25 protein-coding genes and 2 pseudogenes are annotated in these 22,332 nt (G+C 38.3%); 14 read left to right on the forward strand and 13 right to left on the reverse strand.

Translation table 11 applies throughout. The features are described 5' to 3' along the window. Positions 1-141: 141 nt before the first annotated feature. The 7 genes and pseudogenes from INE92_RS09945 to INE92_RS09975 all read right to left on the reverse strand — a co-directional run. Entirely contained in the window at positions 142-633 is a 492-nt protein-coding gene (locus tag INE92_RS09945) for a DUF4625 domain-containing protein (RefSeq protein ID WP_004313310.1), read from the reverse strand. Beyond that, positions 630-2,789 (reverse strand): TonB-dependent receptor, encoded by a 2,160-nt coding sequence (locus INE92_RS09950; protein ID WP_195435974.1) that lies wholly within the window; start codon positions 2,787-2,789, stop codon positions 630-632. Before INE92_RS09950 ends, INE92_RS09945 begins: the two co-directional genes overlap by 4 nt. Positions 2,790-2,876: 87 nt before the next feature. Further along, positions 2,877-3,191 (reverse strand): hypothetical protein, encoded by a 315-nt coding sequence (locus INE92_RS09955; protein ID WP_032842109.1) that lies wholly within the window; start codon positions 3,189-3,191, stop codon positions 2,877-2,879. Between the two features lie 173 nt (positions 3,192-3,364). Beyond that, positions 3,365-4,576, reverse strand: a pseudogene (locus INE92_RS09960) (ATP-binding protein); the annotation flags it as partial. 77 nt (positions 4,577-4,653) lie between these two features. Beyond that, on the reverse strand, positions 4,654-5,271 hold the full coding sequence (locus INE92_RS09965; RefSeq protein WP_004313318.1) for an HU family DNA-binding protein: 618 nt from the start codon (positions 5,269-5,271) through the stop codon (positions 4,654-4,656). 269 nt (positions 5,272-5,540) lie between these two features. Further along, the gene (locus INE92_RS09970; RefSeq protein ID WP_134993510.1) at positions 5,541-7,787 is read right to left on the reverse strand and encodes a hypothetical protein; all 2,247 of its coding nucleotides are present in this window, start codon (positions 7,785-7,787) and stop codon (positions 5,541-5,543) included. Positions 7,788-8,158: 371 nt separating this feature from the next. Continuing rightward, positions 8,159-8,392: pseudogene (locus INE92_RS09975) on the reverse strand (hypothetical protein); the annotation flags it as partial. 435 nt (positions 8,393-8,827) lie between these two features. On the opposite strand from INE92_RS09975, the gene INE92_RS09980 reads away from it, so the two are divergent. The 5 genes from INE92_RS09980 (at position 8,828) to INE92_RS10000 (ending at position 11,827) form a co-directional block, all read left to right on the forward strand. Beyond that, the gene (locus tag INE92_RS09980) at positions 8,828-9,337 is read left to right on the forward strand and encodes a CPCC family cysteine-rich protein (RefSeq protein ID WP_008643510.1); all 510 of its coding nucleotides are present in this window, start codon (positions 8,828-8,830) and stop codon (positions 9,335-9,337) included. A gap of 126 nt (positions 9,338-9,463) precedes the next feature. Further along, positions 9,464-9,766 (forward strand): hypothetical protein, encoded by a 303-nt coding sequence (locus tag INE92_RS09985; protein ID WP_015532911.1) that lies wholly within the window; start codon positions 9,464-9,466, stop codon positions 9,764-9,766. Between the two features lie 89 nt (positions 9,767-9,855). Next, positions 9,856-10,362 (forward strand): hypothetical protein, encoded by a 507-nt coding sequence (locus INE92_RS09990; RefSeq protein WP_134993606.1) that lies wholly within the window; start codon positions 9,856-9,858, stop codon positions 10,360-10,362. Between the two features lie 77 nt (positions 10,363-10,439). Then, on the forward strand, positions 10,440-11,336 hold the full coding sequence (locus tag INE92_RS09995) for a WD40 repeat domain-containing protein (RefSeq protein WP_008019653.1): 897 nt from the start codon (positions 10,440-10,442) through the stop codon (positions 11,334-11,336). Between the two features lie 59 nt (positions 11,337-11,395). Then, a complete protein-coding gene (locus tag INE92_RS10000; protein ID WP_008643520.1) occupies positions 11,396-11,827 on the forward strand; it encodes a hypothetical protein in 432 nt (143 codons plus the stop codon). Between the two features lie 180 nt (positions 11,828-12,007). On the opposite strand, the gene INE92_RS10005 is transcribed toward INE92_RS10000, so the two are convergent. Beyond that, a complete protein-coding gene (locus INE92_RS10005; RefSeq protein WP_008643522.1) occupies positions 12,008-12,229 on the reverse strand; it encodes a hypothetical protein in 222 nt (73 codons plus the stop codon). A 177-nt stretch (positions 12,230-12,406) separates the two neighbouring features. On the opposite strand from INE92_RS10005, the gene INE92_RS10010 reads away from it, so the two are divergent. From INE92_RS10010 to INE92_RS10030, 5 genes are read left to right on the forward strand one after another with little or no spacing between them, the layout of a single operon-like run. Continuing rightward, positions 12,407-12,919 (forward strand): hypothetical protein, encoded by a 513-nt coding sequence (locus tag INE92_RS10010; RefSeq protein ID WP_195435976.1) that lies wholly within the window; start codon positions 12,407-12,409, stop codon positions 12,917-12,919. Positions 12,920-12,954: 35 nt separating this feature from the next. Continuing rightward, positions 12,955-13,494 carry a hypothetical protein gene (locus tag INE92_RS10015; protein ID WP_195435978.1) on the forward strand — a complete coding sequence of 180 codons (540 nt, stop codon included), beginning with the start codon at positions 12,955-12,957 and terminating at the stop codon, positions 13,492-13,494. A gap of 19 nt (positions 13,495-13,513) precedes the next feature. Continuing rightward, positions 13,514-13,852 carry a DUF7716 domain-containing protein gene (locus INE92_RS10020; RefSeq protein WP_195435982.1) on the forward strand — a complete coding sequence of 113 codons (339 nt, stop codon included), beginning with the start codon at positions 13,514-13,516 and terminating at the stop codon, positions 13,850-13,852. Between the two features lie 10 nt (positions 13,853-13,862). Continuing rightward, a complete protein-coding gene (lepB, locus tag INE92_RS10025) occupies positions 13,863-14,396 on the forward strand; it encodes a signal peptidase I (RefSeq protein WP_004313331.1) in 534 nt (177 codons plus the stop codon). 38 nt (positions 14,397-14,434) lie between these two features. Beyond that, positions 14,435-14,923 carry a hypothetical protein gene (locus INE92_RS10030; protein WP_195435985.1) on the forward strand — a complete coding sequence of 163 codons (489 nt, stop codon included), beginning with the start codon at positions 14,435-14,437 and terminating at the stop codon, positions 14,921-14,923. Here the strand turns inward: INE92_RS10030 and INE92_RS10035 are convergent. Together INE92_RS10035 and INE92_RS10040 are read right to left on the reverse strand one after the other, a co-directional pair. Continuing rightward, positions 14,906-15,451, reverse strand: a complete 546-nt coding sequence (locus INE92_RS10035) for a hypothetical protein (protein WP_049702482.1) — start codon at positions 15,449-15,451, stop codon at positions 14,906-14,908. The genes INE92_RS10030 and INE92_RS10035 overlap by 18 nt on opposite strands. A 6-nt stretch (positions 15,452-15,457) precedes the next feature. Further along, the gene (locus tag INE92_RS10040) at positions 15,458-15,844 is read right to left on the reverse strand and encodes a hypothetical protein (protein WP_008643529.1); all 387 of its coding nucleotides are present in this window, start codon (positions 15,842-15,844) and stop codon (positions 15,458-15,460) included. Positions 15,845-16,781: 937 nt separating this feature from the next. Between INE92_RS10040 and INE92_RS10045 the strand changes: the two genes are divergently transcribed. The 4 genes from INE92_RS10045 to INE92_RS10060 all read left to right on the forward strand — a co-directional run bounded on the left by INE92_RS10045 (position 16,782) and on the right by INE92_RS10060 (position 19,527). After that, positions 16,782-17,501, forward strand: a complete 720-nt coding sequence (locus INE92_RS10045) for a WGR domain-containing protein (protein WP_008643530.1) — start codon at positions 16,782-16,784, stop codon at positions 17,499-17,501. 109 nt (positions 17,502-17,610) lie between these two features. Then, positions 17,611-18,201 (forward strand): hypothetical protein, encoded by a 591-nt coding sequence (locus tag INE92_RS10050; protein ID WP_004320634.1) that lies wholly within the window; start codon positions 17,611-17,613, stop codon positions 18,199-18,201. 106 nt (positions 18,202-18,307) lie between these two features. Then, positions 18,308-18,775 carry a macro domain-containing protein gene (locus INE92_RS10055; RefSeq protein WP_008025599.1) on the forward strand — a complete coding sequence of 156 codons (468 nt, stop codon included), beginning with the start codon at positions 18,308-18,310 and terminating at the stop codon, positions 18,773-18,775. Between the two features lie 179 nt (positions 18,776-18,954). After that, positions 18,955-19,527, forward strand: a complete 573-nt coding sequence (locus tag INE92_RS10060; RefSeq protein WP_009039877.1) for a GrpB family protein — start codon at positions 18,955-18,957, stop codon at positions 19,525-19,527. A 101-nt stretch (positions 19,528-19,628) separates the two neighbouring features. Here the strand turns inward: INE92_RS10060 and rsgA are convergent, their stop codons facing one another. The 3 genes from rsgA to INE92_RS10075 form a co-directional block, all read right to left on the reverse strand. Further along, entirely contained in the window at positions 19,629-20,717 is a 1,089-nt protein-coding gene (gene rsgA, locus INE92_RS10065; protein WP_195436002.1) for a ribosome small subunit-dependent GTPase A, read from the reverse strand. A 217-nt stretch (positions 20,718-20,934) separates the two neighbouring features. Continuing rightward, complete coding sequence (locus INE92_RS10070; protein ID WP_008025605.1) at positions 20,935-21,636, reverse strand: SIMPL domain-containing protein; 702 nt, start codon at positions 21,634-21,636, stop codon at positions 20,935-20,937. 84 nt (positions 21,637-21,720) lie between these two features. Next, positions 21,721-22,323, reverse strand: coding sequence for a DUF1062 domain-containing protein (locus INE92_RS10075; protein WP_009039880.1), 603 nt, complete (start codon positions 22,321-22,323; stop codon positions 21,721-21,723). Positions 22,324-22,332: the final 9 nt, after the last annotated feature.

Genomic DNA, 22,332 nt, shown 5'->3' on the forward strand with positions numbered 1-22,332 from the left:
TTTTCACAAAAGTAAAGGATTGGAAACAAAAAAGGTGTAATATCTATTACACCTTTCGAAAGAAAAAATACTCTTTATACAAAAAACAGCCTATCTATCGTCCTGTAGCCAACAGATATTCCAGTTCCTTTATATAGTTGTCTATTCATTATGATGGTGGTCTTCATCTTCCACCTCATTGCTCAATTTAATATTGCGCGCGATATAAGATTCGTTGCCTGCGGCATCTGTGCAATAAACCATCAAATGATAATCCCCTGCAGTCGCATTGGCTGGTATTACAATATCGTGATGATGAATATGTGCTGTTTTCTGTCCTGACACATCATACGATCTGTTAAAACTAAAATCTACTGTTTCCTGCACAGCCCTACTATTACCGCCGTGTGAATGATGGTCGAAATTGCTATGAATTTCGATCTTATAGGATTTCAGCATAACATCATCCGACAAATCCATTTCAAAATGAACTCCATGTTCGTTTCCGATCTCCAATGCCTGACCTTCTTCCGGTTCATGAAGTTCAATCAAAGGTTTGATCGTATCGCTGGAGTCATCATTATCACAAGAGGAAAACATGAAAGTAACTGTTGCCAAAAGGCTAACCATTGGGAGATAAAATTTATTTTTCATTTCAGTAATTTTTTAAATGGAACTTTGATTAATATCTGGAAGTTACGTCCCGGTTCGGGAATCTCAACTTTCCTGTAAAAACTAAGATGATTGTAATATCGGGTATTGAATATATTCCGGGCGGTCAGGGTAATTTCAATTTCATTATTTCCACCTATCGGAATGTTTAAAGATCCGCCCAAATGGAAGAGATTTGCTCCGGCTGTACGGTCTTCGTTACGGTCCACTCTATTTTGCCGAGCAATGCTCTGCCATTCTGCATACAACATATACCGGTTCTTTTGCCAGGTTAATGTATTGCGCATAACAGGTGGCGGCGAGAAACTCAATGGAATATGTTCATCACAATTATAGGTGTAAACGTATTCAGCGGAAATCCGATAATTGAAGTTACGCAGAAAATCAACATCTACGGTAGCTTCAGTTCCTGCGAACAGTGCTTCCGCTCCGGTATAGCGATAGATTTGTCCGGCATGAGGCAATACAGACCACTCTCCGGTAGGACGCAGAAAGATGTAATTGCTGAACCAACTGACAAATGGAGAGACGGAGAAAGAAATTCTCCGGTACTTCAGATGATAAGAAGCGTCCAGTTGCCAGCCCTGTTCCGATTTTAAATTGGCATCTCCCTGTTCATGGCGGAAAGTGCCGTGATGTACTCCGTTGGCAGCCAACTCATTCGCACCGGGCAGGCGGAAACTACGCCCGATATTCACCTTTACCAGATGCTTGTCGGAGGGAGTCCATACCAATCCCAGAGAAAGAGAATAATCACCATAGTGTTTTTTCACCTGGTGACTGTTCCACTTATAAAGGTCTATCTGTTCCTGGGTATATCCCTGTTTTTGAAGATAATCGGCAAGGTAAACATCTTCATGCGAAGAAATATTTATGTATCCGTAGTCATACCGAGCTCCTCCGCTGACGGAGAGCACATTGTTAGGTCTGTACGTTGTAAGCCAGAGCATTCCGGTGGTGGAACGGTGATATTCGGGCAATAAAAACGAATAGCCGGCAATGTCATTCCGTTGATGCTGTCCATCCCACCCCAATGTATGTTCCCATGAAGAAGATCCGATAAAACGAGCTTTCACTGAAGCACTGAAGGTGTTCAGATTAAATGCGAGTTCTTTGTCGGGGTCTTTCTCTGGTGCGGGTTGCGAGCCATAGTGAGTATGGAAAGCACTCCATTCTTCACGGTGATTGTTCTGGAAACCCAAATCACCTGACAAGATCAGTTTCTCCCACGCATATTGCTGATGGATGGTCACCTTCAGGTGATTCACTTTGCTATAAGGCAATTCGATATTACGGCTGTCTCCATCATCTTCCACACGGGACGCATCGGGTATGCCATGCGCTCCGGGGAAGAAACCTGTCTTTTGATAGACATTACTCACGGAGAAATTCGCTCTATATGCCCTTCGCTGATATTGGGTAAAGAGTCCGATATTGCGTTCAATGCCTGCTGTATTCTTCAGTTTACGCCCATAGATGGGGATTCTCTGTGTCAGGTAGACAATAGAATCCGTAGGAATATGATAGTCGCCGAAGTGCTGTTCCGAATAACGAATGTGAGAGTACCATGCATTTTTCCTGATTCCCAGCATCAGTGATCCTCCGACGGTTCCATTGACTGATTTACCAAGCAGTGTGACATCTCCAAACACCCGATTATCCACAGGCACGGCCGGTGGAACGACATCTATCACTCCTCCCATCGCATCACTGCCATAAAGCAATGAGGAGGGGCCTTTCAAAACATTGACCGCTCCTATATTGAAGGCATCCAATTCTAAACCGTGATCGGCTCCCCATTGTTGTCCTTCCTGCTTGATTCCGTTTTCCAATACAGCAATCCGGTTGAATCCCATTCCGCGAATCATCGGTTTGGAAAATCCCGAACCGATATCCATTGCCTGCACTCCGGGAATGTTCTCCATCGCTTGCATGAAGTTTCCTGTAAAATGTTTGCGCAGAAAATCCTGATCTGCTATATCAACCGTAAGGGCAGACTTTTTCACTTGACGCTGCTGGTACGTTTCGGTCACCACAACATCAGGCAAAAGCATACTCTTGATTGAATCGGATTTCTGTGCATGGACGGATAAGGTTATAAATACCCCTATTACGCCCGAAATAATTCCGATACGCATCAATTACAATCTTTTATATAATGTGCAAAATGAATAGGAGGACAGATTGAAGGTCAATCTATCTCCTTTGAAAATATGATTATGTAATCAAGCAACGGGAGGTCCGCGTAAATGATGCGAATAAGTTCGTTTGCAAACAACCTTATCCTGATAAATAACCGGCTCGTATGGGACGAGCGTCAATGTACAATGAAATTCTACCGGTTGAGGTTCCGTAAAAAGAGAAAGGGAGTATTTACATATCGCACAATCATCAGAAGGATTATGGGAATGTTTTGCATGGGAACATGATGTCTCATCTTCACTTCCATGATAGTGAAAGGTTTTCACCACAAAGAAAGGAATGAATGTCATCAACAACACCCACGCTATATATACCTTTATGTTTCTCTTTTGATACATTCTCCCTCTATTGATAATATAGAATAGCGAGGACAAATATAGATGTATGAAAGAGAAGGTGCAAATTATCAGGCTTAATATGTGTTATCGTGAACGATCAAAAAGAATCAATAACACACCCTATTCGATTTTAATCTCTTTCAATGCCAAAATGGAGATATACACAACTATGCCAATAGAATATTACGCATTATTTTATCAGGAAAAGCCATATAATATTTATCTTTTAAAGTTATCACTCCATAAAAGAATAAAATAATAGGATAAAATCTTATATCAAAAACGTTCTGTTTATCAAGTTTCTTTGAAAGGTCGGCTACATTATAAGGCAACTCATCATCAATAATCAATGCATCCAACATCGCTTTCGCGTTATCCAGTGAAAGGGTAAGCCGACGAATCCAATTAATATCGGTACGTAGATTTTCATCCACCAGTTCGTCGGGAATACTACCAGCATTGGCCGCAAACTTCTTGAAGAAATAAGTCAGGATAGTAGCATTGAACAACCGATCACCATTGGGACGGAAACGATAACCATCGTAGTTGCTCACAATTAGCTGCCAGATTTCATCGAAACGTTCCTGTCCTGTGGAGTATTTGTCAAGTACATAACGCAAGTATGTCTCTGTCTCTTCGTATGTAAACCCGAGCATATTCAGAAAATTAGGTTCAAGAGTCAATATCTCTGCTATGTTATATCCACTGGTCAAATCATCCATCGTAGCAGGTAATACACCTGTACAGAAACAGGTACGGATACTCCCCTCACCTATTCCGGCTTTTATCACTTTAAAGAAAGTACGCAAAAAACTGTCATTCGTCGTCACTTCCTCATAAAGCGGATCGTTGTATGCTGTAAGCAACTGATTAGTGAAGTTATCATATTCATCAATCAATAGATAAACTTTTGGAAATTCATGAGAACGGGCATAATTAAGAACTTCTTCCAACATTTTGGAAGCGTCTCCCCGAGTAGTAAACTGAAAATCACCGAACAAATCTCTGTTATGCTCTACCATCACATCTACCGAGCCACAGTTCAAATCATTAAAGTTTTGAGCCAACCCTTCAATAGTATCCGCCATTACCATTTTCGAAAAATCGTAGCGAATAATCATATAACTGTTATGCTCTTTTGTCGGATGGTTACCTATCCAGGTTCCCCCAAACAGTTCTTCAAACCGATGCGCTTTTGTACGGTCATAATAGCAAGCTAATGTAGAAACCAACAAACTTTTTCCAAAACGACGGGGACGGAGAAATACAGGAGCATTATAATCCTCTAATTTAGGAATATAATCAGTCTTATCAACATAATAAAAACCACGTTCACGCAAATCTATGAAATCCGCTACTGCATAAGGAATAGTTATTCTTGCCATAATCTTACTATTTTCTCTATATACAAACAAAGGTACAAAATTGTTAGCAAAAAGAAGGACAATTACTTATTATAATATTATTCTTCCTGTTTCCATACATAAAACACATTCCTTCCCGCCCCTCTCTTACGCAGTTTTCCCTCCTGAATAAAAGTATTCAAATCATCAACAGCTTTCAGCCGGGCTACTCCTGTCAGTCTGCTGTATTCTATGCGGGTGATTCCTCCATTCTTCTTCAGAAACTCCTGTAACATTTGAAGACGTTGCTCGATAGGTATCTCCGTTTTACTGACAGTCCGTCCCGATTTGGGCACACGTTCAAGTCTCATTTCCCGTCTTACCTTCAATTTAAAATTTTTGGAGGTACGCAGGTGTACATTGTCAAAACAGATAGATTCGGAACGGATTTCTTTTTTAGTCATTACCTTCTGAGTGCATTTCAAAGAGACACTAAGATGTCCCAGCTCTCCAAGCTCCACAATATAGCCACGCGCCAAGAGACTACCAAGTTCATCTATTACAGCCCCCAACACCCCGTCAACCATATTCTGGGGAAAATGTTGATAACGTGACACACGTTCTATAAACTCTTTTTGGGAATAAGTCCCGCTCGGAACTATCCGCGCATGAAGGGGTTGCTTCTCGCCGGTATTCTGAACGTCCGGTGTCTCATACAAATCATAATACGCACTCATAAGCAGCTATATTTTATTGATTATCATTTATCATTTTCTTGCCTGATATTTAATCTCTCTTATACCAATCATTAGTTCTTGGCTAGCATATATTTATTCGTCTGACTATAGTGTAACTTGCATCTGACTATAGTTATTCTTTCGTCTGACTATAGTTAGACGAAAAAGTAACTATAGTCAGACGATTAGTTTATTGCATACAAAGATATACTTTATCGCAATACAACTTATAAATATTAGGAAGAAAAGATTCAGTTAACCGCTAGAAATTAATCACCCAACAGCAACTTAGTCACAGCAGCCGTATTCAATGCCCATTCACGGGTATATACTTCATCGGCTTCCGGTGTATCAGCCAACTTCAAACCCTGTGCTTGTGCTTTGATTGCCAACAGTTCGCCCACAGTGGTTTTGGCTTCCAGTTTATCCAGATACTTTTCAATAGTCTGTGTATCCAAAGAAAGAACCGTCTGTCCGCCGAAAGGAATTTCCAACCATACCACTTCCCGTTCCTTCACTTTCAGGACTCCGAAAACAAGTCCTTTCTGCACGCTTTGAGAAACTCGCACCTGATGCTGAACACAAGAAGGGTCATAAGCCACTCCGTTTCTCTCCGATATTTTCATCGGGTAAGCGGAGTTCATCCAACCTACCACCAGATTAGGAGAGATAGCCCCATTGCTATACGCATTGCAGGTGAAAGCAACATATTGCGCACCTACACGGCTCAACTCATTCAAATCCAATTCGATATACTCGGCAGTACCTTTCTTGTCGGGGATGCTTCGGATATCTCCGCTATGTTTAGCACCAATAACAGTCAGATTGAAGTAGGAACATACTTCTGTCGTTGAAGGCAAAGTGATATGACAACTCAAGTCCATATCCAAATGCTGTGCCGGAAGTCCTTTTCCCCATTGCATAAACAATCGAACTTTATCTCCTTCCACCGGGAAACGTGTACCCTGCAAGGCACAGGAAGTATCCTGAACCGTTTCGCTACGGTCGCCGATAGACAATGGAATATGAAACAACATAGGATCAATATACATACTTGCGCTTCCACTCCCGACACCCGCATTAGCAAAGCGGGCAGCAACAACCTCTTTACACAAATCCTGTACCTCTTTCACCATCTCTTTAAGCTGGTCTTCCATATAAAGACTCACCAAATAGTGAGGCTCTATCAAAAGCGCATTACCACCTAAAGGCTTCACCATTCTCTTATGTCCTTGCTCAAAGTAACTCTCCGCATACATACCCAAAGTGACCACCAAACGAGCCGGCAACAAATGAACGACTTCTTTAAATGCCGTCAACGTCTCTTCCGGACCGAACCAAAGCATATTGGCAAACAAGGAACGTGCAAACATACCCGGACGTTGCTTCAACAAAGCGAATGTCTGTGTCGCATCTGCTTTCAAACGGCTACGCTCCACTTCTCCCTGCCAAACTGTATATGCCTGACAGTAGAATACGTCCATCAACTCTTTCAAATTTTCGAATCCCGGTTTACGAGCATATTCCGCCAAACGCAATGCACGTATCATACGTACCCACATTTCCCTTTTCGGATGCATCATTTCACAAGACTTCTCCGGTGTCATCGCCAAATTGTTCAACCAAAGAGCCACCATTTTACACTCGCGACGGGTATATTTCAGTTTTAATTCTTCCCGCTTTGCCTGGGCAGCCGAACGGCTTTTATCCAAAGCATTGCACAGATGTGCATTGTTTCTACCCGCTTTACGAATGAGGGCCTTCGGCTCTATGATTTGCAAGAATCCGGTTTTCTTATACCACAAATAACGCAATATATCATTCGGAGCAGAGAAATAAATCTGCGCTTCCTGTGCCCTATCCTGCTCTACCAGTGTGTCGATCACCAGCATTAGAGTTTCTTTCATCTTGATTCCGACTGCCGGCAACGGAAGTTCAGCCAGCAAGATTTTCAAGCTGTCCGCTTGTGTTGCATCAAGGGCCGTACGTGATTCCAGCAAGTCACCAAAGAAAACATTCAGCTCTTTTTCCTGCCAAAGTTCCAACACTTTCAGTTTACTGGCTTGTCCGAAATATTCTGTAGATGCCGTTTCAAACGGAGTTCCGCAGAACGGACAACCGTTGTATCGTTCCAAGGGGAATGTATTATCAGGAATCACGTGTCCGCAAGATAGTTTCACACCTTTCTTACTATTGAACATATTAGCAAGCCATGTAATCCAATGATCCAAACGTGTTTCTCCGGTAGGTGTATCCCAGCCTTTCACCAATGGAGCCCAGTTGAGTGACACACCCAATACTTCTTTCATCACCTGAAGAATCTCCACCTGTTGTGCCGGATACAACTGATTGACAGCATGCAGCAACTCTTCGGATAAGCTATATCCCACTTTTCGAAGTTGAGCAACCAATGTTACAGTAGTCGAAGTCAATGCTTCGCGCTTTTCAGTTCCTTCTATCGCTGGCAAATAAATTGCATGTTGCCTGATAGATACTTTCAACAAATCTTTTTTCATACGTTGTGTTTTTTAAGTAAGGTAATCGGAAGACTGTGAATCAATGGTGCATTCCTGCGGTTTTGAAGTAAGTCTTCCTTGACCTTAGTTTATAAAAAAGAGGTAGAACAGGCCGGAGTCGAACCGACGACCGTAACTACCCACTGAGCTACTGCCCCTTTGCGAAACTGGAAAAACGGATAATCGTACTGGTATGTTCTACCTAAAAAAGTGTGTTGAAGTAACCTGTACTTGACCTGTTTTCTTGTTTCTTCGACAAAGATAGATGCAGTGATGCGCAGTCTTTTTGCGTAACTCAAACTTTTTTTTCGGAAAAGGGGCCACTCTCTATATGATTTAAAATATAAAGTATCTTGTTTTATATTTCTTGTTTAATAAACGCTGGCCGATTGAATAACAATCTTTTCCAGCAACTTCTGCATCTTTCCAATCACCGGTTCTTTATCAAGCCCATATTCTGTCGCCATCACATCTTGAGCATTCTTGCCGTGGTCGAATTTCGCAAATACTGGGATTCCCATATTTTTCAATGTTTGTTCGATACGCGCCATTGTCTCTACTACACCGAACTGGCTTTCATAAGTGTAAAGCAAGTTATTGGCTGCCAAAGGATGAAATTGTATAGGATAGAGGAAAAAACTAACAGATTCCTTTGTGAATAATTAGACAAAACCGTATCTTTAGAGGCATAATTATATACAGCAAAACAATATGAATATAATTTACTGATAAACAAAACATTAAAAGTCAGAATAAGAAATTATAGCATATAGTGTAAATTTATCAAATATTGTAATTGGATAGACAAGGAGACAACTTATAGGTAGTCATATAATATAGATAATATGACTGATGAAATAAAGAATATAAAAACAACAGCGATGTACGTCCATATAGCAAACACTTACAAAAGCAAAATTAAAAGCCTGTTGGACGATATTTTAGAAGAAGAGATTTAATTAAATACTTAGAAAAAACAACAGCGAAACATTAAATGACCGCTGTTAGCATAACGTTAGCATTGAAAATAAACTGAGAAAATGATCCAATTAAAAAGAAAAGAAGCTATTAGGTTAATAAAATACCACCATCTTCTCCATTTATCAAATGAAGAAAAGGCAGATATAATATCTGATTATAATTCCAAAATAAAAGTATATGACAAAAGCAACAGTTTGGATTTTAAAGAGATTCAAAAATATAGTAATAATAAGTATATACTTGATCGATTTTCATATAATGATTTAGTTACTAATGAATACATTGAAGAGATTTTCTTTGCTTTATATAATATTCATATTGAGTTAATTGATAAGCCGGTGTCATTATTAGGATATTGTTGTCCATGTTGTAACTATAAAGTATATAGAAAAATGGAAATATTTGATATTTGCCCTGTTTGTATGTGGGAAAATACAAATACTGGAGAAGATCAATATAGTGCCCCTAATCGTTCTACATTAAAAGAGTATCGACAAGCGTTTTTAAATAATCAAAAGTTAGAGCCTAATAATCTTAAATATATACAGTATGAATTAGGGAGTATTTAATTGGGAAACAATATATCAAAATCAACAATAAAAACATCATGATAAAGTAAAAATAAATGCTAACAAACGGCTTAACTTCCGAAAAGTTAGTTAGCCGATAGACATTAGCAATAAATCAATAATAAAATGGAAGATATAAACATAAAAGATTTAGAGGTGCGAAAAGAGATCGCATGCGGAGATATTATCATCAAGCTATACACGCCACCTGTTAAACAAAGGTACAACAGGAACATCACAGGCGAAAATATTGATGGAGAGATTCTTTGGCAGATAGAAGATGTGAGACCAAACGTCGACTCCCCCTTTATGAACATAATACTTTATGATGAGAAAAAGATAGAGGCATATAACTGGGAGGGCGTCTTCTACTATGTCCATATATATACTGGTAAAGTGGAGTCTATTCCAAATCAAAGACCGTGGTGAAACAAAAAACATTGCTAACAAGCACCTGTTCCGCCTAACGGCGGCAAGCTGCAAGCCATTATCGGTCAAACAATAAAAAGAAAAAGTTTATGAAACTACGAGAAGAAATAGAACCTAAAATTATTCAAATAGAAAAAATATGTCTGCAAATATCGAGGTTACTACGTGGGTATGATAGTGAAAAGGACAATAAATGTTTGAATATAATAAAGAAAATTTCTGAATTAACTCACAAAGTTATTACTAAAGATATTCTTTCTGAATATATGGAAGATGACTCTATTTGTATGGTTGCTCTTAGGCTTTCAATAGGGACTCCACCATTACTCCATATTCCATTATCGTGTGACGAACTTCTTGAAATCATACAAAGAATACATTCTAAGAATTATGTCGAATATAAAGTTAAGGCTTTTCCTGAAGATGAACTTTGGTGGATTCTGTCACACGATTATTATGTTCCGTTATTGGAAAAAAACATGGAATTATCAGAACCTTCGCTTATTCGTGAAATGCTATATCAAGAAACTGTATTTGACAGTTTGCGGTATAAGCCGGAAGAAGTACTTGAAAAAATTTTAGGTGTAATGAAATAGACCGATAACAAACAGCAAACCGACTGAATAAGCGGAACGCTGTCAAACATTAGCTGCCAATTAAAAAAATAATGAATATGGAACTGATACAAACTTTTAAGAAGTCATATTTTCTAAAGATGTCGAACGATAAACATTTGATTGCACAAGTTAACAGTAGTCAGATAAACATCTTTGAAAATGAAACATATAAGCATTTAGCACAATTCAAAGAAGTAGGCAATGCTTCTGTTTTCTTTTCAAATGACAGCAACTTGCTCTTGGCAAAAGATAATGATCGTAAACTTGTTGTGTATGATTTGGCAACTATGTCAATCCGTTGCAAACTCAAACCGAAAGTAGGCAGTTCAAATGGTGATGGTGACGCTTGTATTTCACATGATAATAAGTATATCATTAATTTGGGGTATGATTTTCCATACGGCTATATATCGGTTTATGATATTGAAAACGGAAAGGAAACAAGATTTCGTGAAGATATGAGAGAAGTGTATAACCAAATACGTTATATCCCTTCACGCCAATTATACTTCATTGATGGGTTTCGCAAACCGAACGAAGGGACAAGTGAAAAGAATAGGTACTTCTATCTTTGGTTTGATATGGACAACAGAACATTTGAACAAACATTCTGTGATTTGGACGATGCAAATTTTCTGTATAGTGAACATTTAGAGCAAGTGTTATACTTTACAGAAGAGGGCAATCTTGCTTTTCGCATTTTGCCCTTGAATATAGAACTGCCGATTAAACACCAACAAGGCTGTTTGGATATACAACTTTCGCATAACAACAAGATGATTGCCTTATATCAAGATAATAATCTAAAACTTTGTACGTTCCCTAATATGGAAATATTGGCTGAATTATCGAATATCGGCTATGGTAATATTTCCTTCTCTCCTGATGATAAAGAAATATTAATTGCAAGTACAATAAAAGGGCTTATTTATAAATTGGAAAAGTGCAGCTAACAAGCACCTGTGCCACCTAACGGCGGCAAGCCGCATAATATTACCAACAGAGTAAAAAAATGAAAGTATATAGAATAGCAATAAATATGATTAAGCAAACCAAGATTTTAAAATTTATAATCCCTATTGTAGTATTCATTCTATTGTATGCTGTCTCAACAATTAGAAATAACAATGTAAGAAAAGATGGCATATATTCTATCGTAACTCTTGTCAAATACGGTTCTGCTTATAGAGGGCAAAGTGCAAAATATGAATTTATATATAATAAGACTTTATATGAAGGAAGTTTTTTTATATCATTTGCCGAGAGTAAAAACACTCCAATCGGAACCCGTTACTTTGTAACATTCTTAGCCAAAGCCCCCGACCGACATCTTATATTAGACAGCGTACCATCTTGGTTTACTCTAAAAGCACCAGATAAAGGATGGAAAACATTACCTACACAAAAACAACTACGAATAATGATGAAAGATAGCTTGAATTAAAATGCTGCCACCGGACATTAACTTGATAATAAATAAACGAAAAATGAAACAGAAATACTATATAATCAAACTCTTATTGAAAATATGGTTTGGAATATTATGTATTAGTCTATTGTGTACCACGGGTATTCTTTGGCTAAAGACTCAAAATATAAAACCTGTACCAGATATGGATGTTTCTTATAGAGGTATGGCATTGGCTTGGTCAATTTTGGGAATTTTGGCATTATCTACCGGAGCAATCACTTTGTTCTTGAACTGCTTTGCAAGAGTTAGAAACAGCATACTGTATAGTTTCCTATCATTTTTTCTTATTCCTATTTTGATAATTTTATTTTCTGGAACAATGTGCTTGTATGATACTACAATACCATTTTTACTTTGTTTATTGGCGTCATACATATTGTTTAGAAATAAAATAATACAGAAAACAAGCGGATGAATCGCCCTGATGGTCGATTAGCCACCAGACGTTATCAGAATATATATGATAAAAATCAGAGTATAGGATTGAAGCACATAACGTATATTTGCAGTCTACTTCAATGAAATAGATGAAATCATAAAAGTAATTTGAATATGAAACACTTTAAAATAATAACGATGGGAATACTTGCCTCTATTCTGAGTTTACTGGGATGTGGATATGGAAACAAGCGAGCTACGCAGAGTGAGAGTATAAATCCTTATATTCCGGTAGCCGCACAGATTACAATGGATAAGTTGTCGGGCGTGCTGAAAAACGTACAGGCAGGACGAACGGAATATGATTTTACGGGTATCTGTGCTAATGGTGTGGATTGTATCTATTTCATGCAGGATAACGGAAAGTTCTACATTGATTTTGAAGCCATGAGCAAAGACCAACTTCCCTATCTGGATACATTGAAGCAGTTTGCCAAAGAGCATAATTACCCAATTATCGAAACGACCTATAACAACACGCCCATAGATTACGATCATGTGAAATTTGCTCCGGTTCTAAGCCTGAAAGTCAATGCAGATATTGACAGCATCGTTCATGTTGGAAAATTGATTGAACAAACCATTTTCAAGAATAACGATCAGACCATTTACGATATAGTGCCTTAGAGGGTATAAGGAGAATATAAAAGAATAATGATAAAATGAGAGATAAGGATTCCGGGAAAAAGATATTCTGGATTTACCCTACAAATAAGTTTGTTTGGGCAGGAGTTGTCATATGTAGTATATTCTGTGCATTTATGATCTACTTTTTATGTGTAGCCAATTTAAGTGAGAATAAAGTCCTCTTTATTTTCCTGTTGCCCATATCTTTGTCTATCCTGTTAATCTGTTGGGCACTACCCAGTAAGATTTTGCTTTGCGAAGATAGAATAGAAGCACGAAGCCTGTTCGGGAAAAGAAGCATCCAGGTGGATGAGATAAACTCGTGGGGAGTTGTGCAAATATATAAGCCCTACCGTTGTAAAGAGGGTATTTATTCTTACATACCTGCCAAGTCATTCAAACCTTCCCGTAAAATAGAGGAGAACATGATTTTCTCGTATAGCCTGTTTTTATCCAATATTCCGCACTATGACGGGAAAAAGAAAAATTCGTCCCAAACAGATAAAACTATTTTTGTCAGTTATCGGAAAGAAGTGTATATTGCATTGGAAAAGTATCTGAAAGAAAAAAAATAATGTATTAATATTAGTATATATGAAAGAATTTGGAACTATCGGAGATTTAATCAATGCTTATAAAGCAATACCATGTGACGCTTATATCTATTGCTCAAAAAGTGTTATTGAAACAGAGAACTTGGAGAATAGCAAATATTTAGTCATTGAATCGGAAGAAGAGGATGGATATGTAGAAACAGAAGATGGTGAAGTCCCCAAACAAGCATACGATTTGGGCATGAGTTCGTTGGTCGATGTTGAAACATTTAAGGATATATTGAGCTTTCAATATAAATTGAATCCCAAAACATTATACAAAGATTGTATAAAGGCTATTGAGTATTATCTAAGTAATGATGATTTTCTGGATGAATGAAATCAATCTTATGAAAAAGTTATTGTATTTGCTTGTCATGCCATTGATATTGGCGGCATGTAACCCAAAAGTTGAATTGACCAGTGCCGGAATGTACCCGAACTATCAAGTGGGTGAAATAGTAAACCTTATTCCGGTGGATTCTCTGACTTATGGGGACGTAATCGCATATCATTCATACATTCCCGGCTTTCAGGAAAGGGCATTTAAACGAATTGTCGGACTACCGGGCGATACTGTCCGCTTTCAGGATCAGCAATGTATCGTGAACGGCAAAAAGTGTGAATGGGTACTCATACGGAAACTTTTCTATGAAGAAGATGAATGTGAAGAGTATTGCGAAAGTCTGCCCAATGGCATGAAGGTGAACATCTGTAAAAGCGTTGTACCCATAGATTCGGCAACGGCTACCACGACTGCGGTTGTCGTCCCGGCGGGCAGCTACTTCGTTGCGGGGGATTACAGGGGCGGCTCGATTGACAGCCGTTCGCAAGGATGCGTAGCTGCGGATTCAATTATCGGGAAAGGTGTAAAAAGAAAGTAAGTACAGGGCTTTAGTTCCGATTTATTATGCTGAATACAATGAATAAAAGAATCATTTCATTTGTCTGTGCAGGGTTGGTCGCAACAAGTTGCGTGTCCTCACTCTGTTTCTATGATTATTTTGCCAACGATGGCACTACCAGCAATCCCATCTATTGGATTTTCGACTTTTTTCAGTTATCCATACTGCTGGGACAAGCCGGAATAGGCGTTTATACTATCAATGTGCTCCTACGGCAGAGGAAAGAAGCCATTTCTTCTCTAGGATATTTTGCGGCTCACGTATTTCTGCAAAATATAACTCCCTTGCTCCAAGCATGGTCTGCGGCTGTCATTACGGAATATCCGCAATGGTTGCTGATGAGTCAGGTCGGTTTTAGCATTGTTCTTTTTCTTACTTTGCTAATCATCCAGCCTGCATCTTTATTCAAAAAGTCGGAATATATCCCCTGGCTGTTGATGGCTGCATTTTATATCAACTGCGTATATACGGCACTTACCATCATCGGTTTAATTATTACCCTGTAATGATTGCATATAAACAGAATCCAGCACAGCACCTTCCCAATGAATAGCAGGCGGGTATTGTTTCCAACCTCTTTCCGGTGGGGACAGTACCCATGTGGGGACAAACTCGTCCCCCAAAGCCTTATTGTATTCAGGGTTGCTGACGGCATACCTCACTATGATGCGCAAAGGATTGCTGACACCCAAAAATTTGGGATATGTCGTTGTAGTATTATATTTCACCCCATCCACATAAAAACCGAACTGGCGTACCTTATGTCCCCCTTTAATGACACCCGACACTTTTTCATAAGTGGCTAAAGTGTATCGATTGCCTTCTGCCAACGCACGGGCTTTATGTATGCTATTGTACCATGTCCAGCCGGAACCTGACATTGCGAAAAGATATAAAAGGTAAATGGATAACGAAGTCTTTTTCCCATCCGTAGCCCACTGCTTTTTCAATAGCGAGCCTACTATCATAACAAAAGCCCCCACCCCTAACAGGGAGACACAAACCAAAACCGGAATATTCATGTACTCTATCATACTGTTTTAGAATATTCTTTTCTTCAAATAATATACCCATAAATCAATAGCTTTGCCGATAACGACACCAAAAACACTAAGTGCCAACGCTATGTAAGCTGCAACAATGAACGGTTGTTCGTCTATCCACTTATTGACAAGTACGGACATCCGGGAAAAGACACCACCCGCAACAGTCAGAACGATGGTCAGGGCAATATGTATCTCCACCAGCTTATCCTGTCTGTTTGAATCTATTTCGTCATCTTTTAAATACCTGACAAGCCACAGGCACGGAACAAACAGAAACAACATGAAAAATGCAATAATTACCATTTCTTCCCCGGAGATTTCATGCAATCCTCTGCCGAAAAAGCGAAAACCGAATATTATTGCTATACAGGAAGTTATCATTTATGCCACTATTTTTAGTTTGTATTCTTAATCGTACATTCTTTCTCAATAGCCTGACAATTCGTTTCCCGGCTATCCTAATTCTTACCACCGAAAGCGCATCTACGAAGAATAGAATTGTATCGGCTTTGTTACTAATAACTCCTGATTCATATAGGATTCTTTAGTTTACAAAGTTACGGATATGACAGGAAAAAGGCAAATTTAAATCAAGAAAAGATAATAAACACGCGGATATACGATATTGATAACAATAACAAACAGCACTTCAATCTACAAAGCAAGCATCCGGAGATACCTGTATCGTTTCAATAGAGATCAACAATTAGACTGATAGGTACTTTCAACTAATCTTTTTTCATACATTGTGTTTTAAGTAAGGTAATCGGAAGACTGTGAATCAATGGAGCATTCCTGCAGTGTTGAAGTAAGTCTTCCTTGACCTTAAGTTGATAAAAAGAGGTAGAACAGGCCGGATTCGAACCAGCAATATCCACCGTTAAGAAGTAAGCCCCGGTTGACCTCATTTCAGATAATCCCGAAGCTACTGTCCTACCTCTATATTTGTTTTTTTGTGGAGCAGGCTGGAGTCGAACCGACGACCGTCTCTACCCACTGAGCTACTGCCCCTTTACGAAACAGGAAAACAGATAATCGTACTGGTAATGTTCTACCTTAAAGAGTGTGTTGAAGTAACCCGTACTTGACCTGTTTTCTTATTTCTTCGACAAAGATAGGCGTAGTGGTGCGCAACCTTTTTGCGTAACTCAAACTTTTTTGCTGTTTTCTCGAAAAAATAGTAAAAAATGAATAAACAAGACTTATTTTGTAAAAATACAGAAGAAATACGAAGACATATAGGTGATAACTCAACAGTTTTCCTACTTTTGTGTATAGTAGAGACATTACTCTCTCCCAACAATAAACACACAATATTATGAAAAGAGCATTTATTTATAAAGACGAGAAATCTCATAAATTTTGGTGGATTGATTATAGTGGCTGTGATTTTGCTGTAAACTATGGTAAGTTCGACAGTATCGGTAAATTTGAAATCAAAGACTTCGATACAGAAGAAGAATGCCTGAAACAAGCAGAGAAACTTATTCACTCGAAAAAGAAAAAAGGATATGTAGAAGACGCCAACTTCGACTTCATGCACAGATTTTATATTGATTCCGAAGAATATGGTTTGCACCCCAAAACTTCTCATCCCCGATTTACCGAACACTTCACGGAAGAACTCTATTATGATTGCGTAGACGAAGAAGCACCTTTTGGTAGCGATGAGGGAAGTGATACGTTAGATTCTCTTGAAGAAACGATCAGAAAAAATCCCAAACTCAACTTTCTTGATTATCCCAAGTATCTGATAGAACACGACTGGGGCATGGAATATATTCCTGTTGAAAGTCTTGACCCCGAAGTGGTTAAAAAACTAGCTTCAAAGAAAGAAATGGATATGACACAAAGCGACATGGTGACTTACGCTACTGCCTTTGGACAAATAAAAATCACTGGGCGTCTCTCACCCAAATTACAAGAACAGGGAGTTAAAGCTATCAAAAGATTAGCTTTACTTTGGGGAAATGGGGTGACCGAGATTCAAAGCAGAATGATTGATGACTTACTTTCATTTCCTATTGATAAGGACTGATAATATGAAACTAATAGGTAGTAAATATATGAGAATAATAGAGATTAGGAACTACACTATGAGGTGTGGTTATTAACGCATTAGCAACAATCAAATCATTATCGTTATTATGGATATAGAAAGAATACTTAAAACAAGAGAAAATGCAATATACTACGGCATTGGTGAATACCAAAAAGACTGCTTTGGTTGGGTTGGTGGAAATGCTCCAGCTTGTTTTGATGATAAGTATTTATCGGACAAAGATAATCTCTATTTTTATCTAACATTTCAAAACCCTCTAAATCCGAACAAGCAAATATCTATTTTCACTCCGGATTTTGATATTGCATTGGAATATAACACATATCCCGATTGTAAATTGTTGTTGGTTGAACATGAATTAAGTAGCCAAAGTAAAAGTGATAGATATAAACACCCCGAAATAGATGAAATTTATTCAATATACGAAATGAGTACGGAAAAAGATATGCCTGAAAAAAATTGTGCAATCAAGTTTGGGGGTAACGTAATGCCTATTCAATGGGGATTAGATAATGATGGTAAAGTGGTTAAAGATGGAAATAGCTTCATTTTTCAAATCAACGAAATTTGCATGAAAGATATTTCCGTTTTCATGGCTGGCTGTATATATGTTTATGGAAAAATTGAAGGTAATAAAGTCACAAATCCATTTGTGGCATACTGGGAATATTCCTAATAACGATAAAATGATTAATTATTTCAAATAGGTTGCTAACAACGAAAGATAGCATCTGACGATGCTCCTTTCTAACCATTATAAGCAATAGAAAAACGGAAACAATATGATAAAATACATTTCGGGAGATATATTACAGAGTAAAGATGAGTACATAGCACAAGGTGTAGCTGTTGGCTCACAAGAAGGATTAGGAACTGGGCTTGCCTTTAAGCTGTCAAGTCAATTCCCTGAAATCCAAAAACTCTTTAAGAAGTACACACGAAACACTAAGTTCCAGGCTGGCAATGTGTTTATAGGAGAAATCAAAGGTTTCTCTCCGGGTATAATCTACATCGCTACACAACCCGATATGTATCATGCGGAACTCACATATCTGAATAAAGGTTTGAAACGCTTGAAAAAAGTGTGCGAAAGCAGAGGTATCAAAACCGTGTCGCTACCGAAAATAGGTGCAGGGCTGGGTAAGTTAGATTGGAATAGTGAGGTCAAACCTTTGCTTGAAAGTATTTTATCAGATTGTGAAACGGTATTCAATGTATATGAAGATTACAAGATTGAATACGAAATTTAGCTTACAACATACACCTGTCCTGCCTAACGGCGGCAAGCTGCAAACCATTATCAGCATAAAACATTAATACAAAAAAGAATGTTGATAATGAAATAGGAAATAAAAGAATTAATTGATTTTTGGCTGTAATTTATCTATATAGCTATGTCACCTATTATTAATAACAATTGCCACATGATATGGAACAAAAGAAATTAACTGAATTATCATTAGACGAGCTTTGGCAATTATTCCCCATAACCCTGACTGCACACCAAGACTATTGGACAGATTGGTATAAGGAAGAAGCGGAGTTGCTGAAAGAGAGACTTCCCTGTATTGAACGTATTAGCCATATAGGTAGCACAGCAATTAAAGAAATTTGGGCAAAGCCTACCATAGATATACTTGTGGAAATCCCAAGAGAAGAAAAAGTCGTCAATTTGAAAGGTACAATTGAAAGATGCGGCTATATCTGCATGGCAGAGAACGACAGTCGCATTGATTTCAATAAAGGTTATACATTACAAGGATTTGCTGAACGGGTATTTCATCTACACTTATGTTATGAGGGAGATAATGATGAATTGTATTTCAGAGATTATCTTCAAGCAAATACAGCTATTGCGAAAGAATATGAACGGCTTAAACTTGATTTATGGAAACAATATGAACATGACAGAAATATGTACACTTCCCACAAAGGTGATTTCGTAAAACAATATACACAGAAAGGGAAACTGCTTTTTACAGGCAGATACGACAATAAGTAATAAAAAAACTCTTCATAAATGTAAATCCCCAATAGATATAAGCTTAAGTTAGTATAACACGATGCAGGCATCCGGAGATACCTGCATCGTCTCAATAGAGATCAACGATTTGCCTTGCGGTTCTTCACTTCTTCCACGAGTTTGGTAAATGATTTTTCTTTTTTGCGTTTCTCATGTTCGGAAGCAGAAAAGTGCCACGCTTCCCGGCGAAGTTTCAGATAGCTCGCATAAACTTTATAATCTAATACACCACTGTTGACTGCTTCTAAAACAGCACAGCCCGGTTCGTTGATATGTTTGCAATCTTTAAAGCGACACAATTCAGCATAGTCAGAGATTTCCAACACTTCGGCAAGAGAATCGGGATTGTCAATGGCCAAGCCAAATTCACGGACGCCCGGAGTGTCGATTAAAACACCCGAACTGTCCATCAATACCATTTCACGACGGGTCGAAGTATGACGGCCTTTTCCTGTGGACAGGCTTATATCAGATGTGAGCAATACCGGCTTTTCACAAAGAGCATTCACCAAAGAGCTTTTCCCGACACCCGAAGAACCGACAAACACAACCGTTTCGCCTTCCGATATGGACTTCCGTAACCGGACAATTGTTTCGAGCTGATGAATACTCGTGAAAAATACGGGTATCTGACTGGAGATATGTTTTATTTGTTCCTCAACACTCTGTCTGTCAAAATCTAAATCGGCTTTATTAAGAACCAATACAGAGCTGATATTTTCCTCCATTATCTGAACCATAAAGCGTTCTACCCTGTGAACATTGAAATTATCATCAAGGCTCTGCACAATAAATGCCTTATCGACATAAGAAGCAATGGCCTGCTTATCAGCAACCGTGCCACTTTTCTTGCGATACAATGTCCGCTCACGAGGCAAACTATCAACTATAATCCCTTTATGTTCATCGAACGGTTGAAAAATGACCCAATCACCTGTACAAGGTAATTCATCATCCGATTTTCCATACATCATATTTCCCGTGAGTTCACACTGAAACAATCCGTTTCCGGAAATTACCTCGTAGCAAGTACGGTGTACAATGGAAACACGCCCATGAGCAAGGGCACTATATATTGATTCTTGTTTTAGCTGATTGAGTTTCTCATTCCAACCATAAATAGTTAGGTTATCGTCGGATTTGTGAATTGTTTGATTTTCGTTATTCATGATCTTAATATATAGAGCGCACACGTTGAAAAGCATAACAATGCTTTTCACACCATTGTACGCAAGTTAAAAATTGAATTTATAAAAACATAGAAAACACCCTCGAATGGAATCATCCGAGAGCAAACGAAAGGACAACCTGTGTCAGAAACACAGATTGTTTATCAAACCAAATCCGATTTATTATTTTTAGTCATGCCACAAAGATAGGCATTTTTTATTTGATGGCAAAACGGGCAGTCATTTCATATCTCAACTTGATGACACGGTACTGTTCGGTAGCAGCCGTCCCCATGCTGACATTGCTCTGTGCCTGAAAAGGAAGATAACGGCTTATATTATTATCAACAGGTTCTACAATACGGATCACTTCACCCAATTCCTGTCCCATCGCTTCCACCAAGTAAGATGCTTTTTCACGGGCAGCTTTCAATGCTTCAATCTTACCTTGCTTCCGATACATTGGCAAATCCTTATGCTTCAATTCTCCGATGCGCATGGACTCAATTCCCCATGTGTTAACAGAACGGATAATGGAATTAATCTGCTCAAAATCGGTCAACTGGATATCCAATTGCTTACCTATCAGAAATTCCTTTCCTCTCTGGCGCCAATAATCCCCTATTTCCTGTGTACGGATAGCATCATCCGCTATTCCGATTTTGCGCAAACTCCGACGCAAATCCTTTTCAATCATAGCCAATGGCACTTTTGTCCGAAAATCTTCTTCTTTATTAGATTTACCTGTGTACTCTTCCTGCCAATACTCCTTAATCTGAATCAGAAAATGTATTTCATCCGGAACGACTTCAATCTCCGAAGAACCTGTCACTTCAATATATTTCCCATCACTTTCTTGAGCATTGACAACCATACTCCATGCAAACAAAACAAAAGCTAATAAAAATACCTTTTTCATATCTTTAATTTTATAGTACAACCTCATTTACAGCATCCGAATGATTATATCACAAAGCTATTAAAAAAAACTGTAAAATCGACCTTATTCCAAAATATCAATCAAGCTTTTTCGATCTATCAAAATTATATCTCCATTCTTTACCTTACACTTTGGAGACGTCTTACCGGAAAGCAAAGAAATATTTCCTTCTTCAAACAAATGCTTCAACCGGGTAGTGGAAAGAGAAAAACATCTTTTTATCAATGATAATAATTTCAGGTTCAATTCAAAATCACATTCGATCAGAATACTTATTATCGCGTTGTTCATATTCATAATATCTTCGAAGGAGATATTACTTATCACCTCATATTCAGCGCTATCGTAGTCTATTTGAAGCTTGTTCTTACTTGCCATTCCGGCTGAAAAAGCATACTGCCAGGCCACTTCTCTATCATTCATAGAAAAGCTATGAAACAGTTTTTTATCAATCAAGTCCGGTTTGGTACGTGACAGCAAAGTTATATTACAAGTATTATCGCACTTCACGCATCTGTAAATCAGCCAGACATCAATGTTCTTTTTCTGTGCATTCATTCTGAACTTATCACTGCAATAAAAGCGATCACTCTCACAGTGGCTGCATTTCTTAATCAATAAAGGAGTATTCTTCACCTTTATCTCCCATGTAAATGTTGTTTCCATAATTATACA

Origin of the sequence: Bacteroides xylanisolvens (genome assembly GCF_018289135.1) — a bacterium.
In the GTDB taxonomy this organism is placed as follows: Bacteria; Bacteroidota; Bacteroidia; order Bacteroidales; family Bacteroidaceae; genus Bacteroides; species Bacteroides xylanisolvens.